The sequence below is a fragment of the Stenotrophomonas sp. P5_B8 genome (genome assembly GCF_054049855.1).
In genome coordinates, this window is sequence record NZ_JBFULO010000542.1 from 1 (window position 1) to 2,139 (window position 2,139).

Consider the following 2,139-nt stretch of genomic DNA (forward strand, 5'->3'; position numbering starts at 1 on the left):
GCGTAGTCGTTCCACTTCTGCTCCGGCGCATCCACGCCGTAGCCGACGAACACCAGCTCGCTGCTGTCGACGTTCACCTCCGGCTGGCCACTGCGGGTGCCGATCACCATGTCGGTGCCGAATGTCAGGTCGCGGGTCTTGCCGGCCTGGTCAAGCTTGAGCACCGTGGATTCGTCAGCCGTGGTTTCGGTCATCGCCACGTCCTGGAACCAGCTGTCACCGTTGCCCGGCTGCAGGCCGATGCGCTGCATCTGGTCGCGGATGTAGTTGACGGTCAACGCTTCGCCCTTGCTGCCCGGTGCACGACCTTCGAAGTCGTCCGAGGCCAGGGTCTTGACCAGTTCGCCGAAGTCGGCGGCGTTGATCTCCGGGGAGAACGCATGGCCGACGGCGGCAGGCGACTGCGTGGCCGCATTGGCCGCGGAGTCGGCCGGGGCGGTGGCTTCGCCTTTGCACGCGGTCAGCGCGGCGGTGGCGGCAAGGCACAACAGAAGTTTGCGGGGCATCATCGATTCCTGGATCCAGTGGGCCGGTGCATTCAACGCACCGGGAGAGGGTATCAATCCTGCGGCGCGGCGTCGGTATCGAACGGGATGGCCTGCGCACCGCTGATCGCGCCGACGTGCGCGCTGCGATGCACATACAGGGTGACCTCGCGCTCGAACTGCAGGCTGCCGTCGACGCTGGCCTTCGGGCCGATGATCACGCGCGGCTTGCGCCCGCTGGTGAGGGACAGGTTGAAGTTGGGCTTCTTGACCCGGATCCCGCCCTGCACCTGCGAGCCGACGCCGACGGTGATGTCACCGTTGACGGTTTCGATGTTGCCGCGCAGGCGCGTCTCGACCAGCCCGATGCCGCCATTGACGGTTTCCATGTTGCCGTCGATCTGGCTGCCGCGATCGATGAAAATGCTGCCGTTGACGGTCTCAACGTTGCCCGCGGCGACCACATCGCGGCCGATCCTGACGTTGCCGTTCACCGTGGAAACGCCGGTGGTCTGGGCGCGGTCGTTGACCTGGATACTGCCGTTGACGGTCTGGATCTCGCGGGTCACCACGCCTTCTTCGACGGTGATGCCGCCRTTGACCGTTTCCAGATCGCCGTAGGATTGGCCACTGCTTGCGCGGATGCTGCCGTTGACCTTGCTGATGTCGTCGCTGGCGAAGGCGGGCGCGCAGGACAGCGCCAGGGCCAACAGCAGCGAGAGCGGAATATGTTTCATGATGACCTCGTGTCCGGGGTGCGGCTGGCAGGCCGCCTATGGGGATGTCACCATGCATCGCTACAATCCGCATCTGCCTGAAGTCACTGGAAAGCCCTTGCGCCACAACGCTTCTTCCTCACGCTGGAATAACAATCCGTTGCCTGCACACCGGGGCGCGACCGCCTTGCGTGGGCTGGCGCGTGGCCTGTTGCTGGCGCTGGCGATGCTGGCGCTGGGCCCAGTGGCGGCGCAGACCTCCAAGGAAGCCGAGCGCAAGCTGCAGAAGCTGCGCAGCGAGCTGAAGGGCGTGGCGCAGGAACGGCGTGCGCTGGAGGGGCAGCGCGGCCAGGCATCGCGACAGCTGCGCGAGGCCGACGAGAAGGTTGCCCGTACCGGGCGCGTGCTGGCCCAGACCGAAACCGCGCTGCAGCGCGAAACCCGCGCCATGGAGGAACTGCAGCGCAAGCGCAGCGACCTGCAGGCGGGGATGCAGAAGCAGCGCGAGGAACTGGCCTCGCTGCTGCGCTCGGCCTACCGCATCGGCAACAACGCCCCGTTGAAGCTGCTGCTGTCGCAGGACCGCGTGGCCGACGCCAACCGCAGCCTGGCCTACCACCGCTACCTGCAGCGCGAGCGCGCGCGCCGCATCCAGCTGATCACCCATGACCTGGCCGAGCTGCAGGCCGTCGAGGCGCAGATCGTCGAGCGTCGCCAGGCGCTGGAAGGCACCCGCCAGCAGCAGAAGCAGCAGGTGGTGACCCTGGCCGATGACCGGCGCACGCGCGCGGCCACGGTGGCCAGCCTGGACGAACGTTACAAGGACCGCAGCGAACGCGAGAAGGCGCTGGGCCAGGACGCCAAGGCGCTGGAATCGCTGCTGGCCAACCTGCGCGCCGCCGCCGCGCGTGCCGAAGCCGAGCGCCGCGCCGCCGCAC

At 67.5% G+C, this 2,139-nt stretch carries 2 protein-coding genes and 1 pseudogene; 1 reads left to right on the forward strand and 2 read right to left on the reverse strand.

All coding sequences use genetic code 11. From position 1 onward, the window contains the following. Together ACXJKH_RS19120 and ACXJKH_RS19125 are read right to left on the reverse strand one after the other, a co-directional pair. Positions 1–506: pseudogene (locus ACXJKH_RS19120) on the reverse strand (aminopeptidase); the annotation flags it as partial. A gap of 53 nt (positions 507–559) precedes the next feature. Next, a complete protein-coding gene (locus tag ACXJKH_RS19125) occupies positions 560–1,222 on the reverse strand; it encodes a hypothetical protein (protein ID WP_457321741.1) in 663 nt (220 codons plus the stop codon). A 52-nt stretch (positions 1,223–1,274) separates the two neighbouring features. On the opposite strand from ACXJKH_RS19125, the gene ACXJKH_RS19130 reads away from it, so the two are divergent. Then, positions 1,275–2,139: murein hydrolase activator EnvC family protein (locus ACXJKH_RS19130; RefSeq protein WP_457321742.1), on the forward strand; the 865-nt coding region annotated here is incomplete at its 3' end.